The organism is Paracoccus sp. PAMC 22219 (genome assembly GCF_000787695.1).
In the GTDB taxonomy this organism is placed as follows: Bacteria; Pseudomonadota; Alphaproteobacteria; order Rhodobacterales; family Rhodobacteraceae; genus Paracoccus.
Map to the genome: position 1 here is coordinate 1 of NZ_BBPH01000096.1, position 2,770 is coordinate 2,770.

Genomic DNA, 2,770 nt, shown 5'->3' on the forward strand with positions numbered 1-2,770 from the left:
AGGCGCGAGAGACCGACGTCAAGATCCAGATCCGCATGCCGGACTGACGCCTGCCGGAAAAGTATGACCGCCGTCCCGGCATTTTGGAATGGCCGCAGCCCAGGGTTGCGGCCATTTTCCATGCCTAAGCAGCAACGGGAACGCACCGATGCTGCACGGCAGCATTCGCGCGGCCACGCCCGTCTGGCCCACAGGTGATGATTTTTCGGCGCCGCGTGTCAAAAAAGTATCTGAAGATTTCCCGTGCCGTCGTGGCCCCGCCGGGACGGCGCATGCTAGCAAGGGTCCAGCGCCTTGGAGGGCCGGCATCGCAGCAGCGGGCCGTGCTGGCGCGGAGAGGGGGGACGTGATGCAACCAGATCTGGAACTGGTCCATATCCGCAAGGGTGAATCCTTTGCCGCGTGGCAACACGGCTATCCCTTCCGCACGGTCCGCTGGCATTTCCATCCCGAATACGAGATCCACATGGTCGTCGCGACCAAGGGCAAGTTCTATATCGGCGACCATGTCGGCGAATTCGGGCCGGGCCAGCTGATCATGACCGGGCCGAACCTGCCCCAGAACTGGATCAGCGACATCCGCCCCGGAGAGATCGTGCCCTGCCGGACCAAGGTCATCCAGTTCCCCGAAAGCTTCATCGAGGCCGCGCGCGGCGCCTTTCCGGAACTGGAATCGGCGCGGCACCTGCTGGACCGCAGCCGCCGGGGCCTGCTGTTCGACGACGACACCTCGCGCGCCGTGCTGCCGCTGATGGGCAGGCTGATCGACGCGCGCGGCGTGCAACGGCTGGGGCTGTTCTTCCAGATCCTGGACCTCCTGGCGACGGCGCCGAAATCGCAGACGCTGGCCAGCCTGAGTTTCGTCATGGACCTGCAGCGGGCCGAGGAATCGGACATGAACCGCGCCTTGGGCCACCTGAGGGAAAACCTGCTGGACGCGGTCAGCGAGACGGAACTGGCCGACCTGACCGGGCAAAGCCAAAGCGCGTTTTCGCGGTCGTTCAAGCGCCATACCGGGACCACGCTGGTCCGCTATCGCAACCAGATGCGGATCGATCTGGCCTGCCACATGCTGCTGTCGGACCCCGACGCCAAGGTCGCCGACATCTGCTTTGACGTGGGCTTTTCGAACCTGTCGAACTTCAACCGCCATTTCCTCAAGCTGAAGAAGATGTCGCCGTCGGAATTCCGCGCGACCTTCGCCGCCAACCAGACGATCCGCATGGCCAGCTGAGCCCGACCCACCACCCCATACCCTGCGCGACGCTGACCCCATGCGGTCCGCGACCGGAGGGGGACTGCCAACTGAACGCTAACGGGAGGACTATCATGAACACCTTGCTGAAGACCGTATCCGTCGCCGCCCTGGGCTTTGTCGCCTCGGCCGGCCTTGCCGCAGCCCAGGACGACACGCTGAAGATCGGCATGACGTTCCAGGAGATGAACAATCCCTATTTCGTCTCCATGCAGGAGGCCCTGAACGAGGCCGCCGCCCAGATCGGCGCCGAGGTCATCGTGACCGACGCGGGCCATGACGTGGCCAAGCAGATCTCGGACGTCGAGGACATGCTGCAGCAGGGCATCGACATCCTGCTGCTGAACCCGACCGACAGCGCGGGCGTGGAATCGGCCGTGCAGATGGCCAAGGATCAGGGCGTGATCGTGGTCGCGGTCGACGCCAACGCCAACGGCCCGGTCGACACGTTCGTCGGCTCCAAGAACCGTGACGCGGGCTATCAGTCCTGCGCCTATCTGGCCGAGGCCTTGGGCGGCCAGGGCGAGGTCGCGATCCTGGACGGCATCCCGGTCGTACCGATCCTGCAGCGCGTCGAAGGCTGCAAGGAAGCCCTGGCCGAGCATGAGGGCATCACCCTGGTCGACACCCAGAACGGTCGTCAGGACCGCTCCGTCGCCTTGGGCGTGGTCGAGAACATGATCCAGTCGCACCAGAACCTGGCCGGCATCTTTTCGGTCAACGACGGCGGCGCGATGGGTGCGCTGGCCGCGATCCAGGGATCGGGCCGCGACATCAAGCTGACCTCGGTCGACGGCGCCCCCGAAGCGGTCAAGGCCATCGCCGACGGCACGGCGTTCATCCAGACCACCGCGCAATTCCCGCGCGACCAGGTCCGCGTGGGCCTGGGCATGGCGCTGGCGCAGTACTGGGGTGCCCGCGTCGTCCCGACCGAGGTGCCCATCGACGTGCGCACCGTCGACATCGAGAACGCCGCTGACTTCAGCTGGTAAGTACCCGGCCGCGCCCCTTGCGGGGCGCGGCCAAACCGAACGGGGGGCAAGATGCTGGAACTCAGGGGAATACGCAAAAGCTTTGGCCGGATCGAGGTCCTGCACGGGGTTGACCTGCATGTCCGCGCCGGAGAGGTGCATGCCCTTCTGGGCGAAAACGGCGCCGGGAAATCGACGCTGATGAAGATCGTCAGCGGCATCATCCAGCCATCCGACGGCCAGATCCTGATCGACGGCCAGCCCCGCAGCTTTGCCACCTATGACGCCTTACCCATGACTGGCTGGCCGCCGCGCGCCGGCTGCTGAAGCCCAACGGCGCGATCTGGGTGATCGGCAGCTATCACAACATCTTCCGCGTGGGCGCCGAGCTGCAGAACCAGAAGTTCTGGATCATGAACGACGTGATCTGGCGCAAGTCGAACCCGATGCCGAACTTTCGCGGCAAGCGCCTGACCAACGCGCACGAGACGCTGATCTGGGCGGCGAAATCGGAAACCTCGAAATAACACGGTTCAACTATGAG

The 2,770-nt window shown here is 64.9% G+C and carries 2 protein-coding genes and 1 pseudogene; all 3 read left to right on the top strand.

Going from position 1 to position 2,770, the window contains the following annotated elements; translation table 11 throughout:
• Positions 1–349: 349 nt before the first annotated feature.
• On the top strand, positions 350–1,234 hold the full coding sequence (locus TY51_RS11650; protein WP_042249874.1) for an AraC family transcriptional regulator: 885 nt from the start codon (positions 350–352) through the stop codon (positions 1,232–1,234).
• Positions 1,235–1,329: 95 nt separating this feature from the next.
• Complete coding sequence (locus tag TY51_RS11655) at positions 1,330–2,247, top strand: ABC transporter substrate-binding protein (RefSeq protein WP_042249875.1); 918 nt, start codon at positions 1,330–1,332, stop codon at positions 2,245–2,247.
• Between the two features lie 51 nt (positions 2,248–2,298).
• Positions 2,299–2,750: pseudogene (locus TY51_RS24535) on the top strand (DNA methyltransferase); the annotation flags it as partial.
• Positions 2,751–2,770 lie beyond the last annotated feature (20 nt).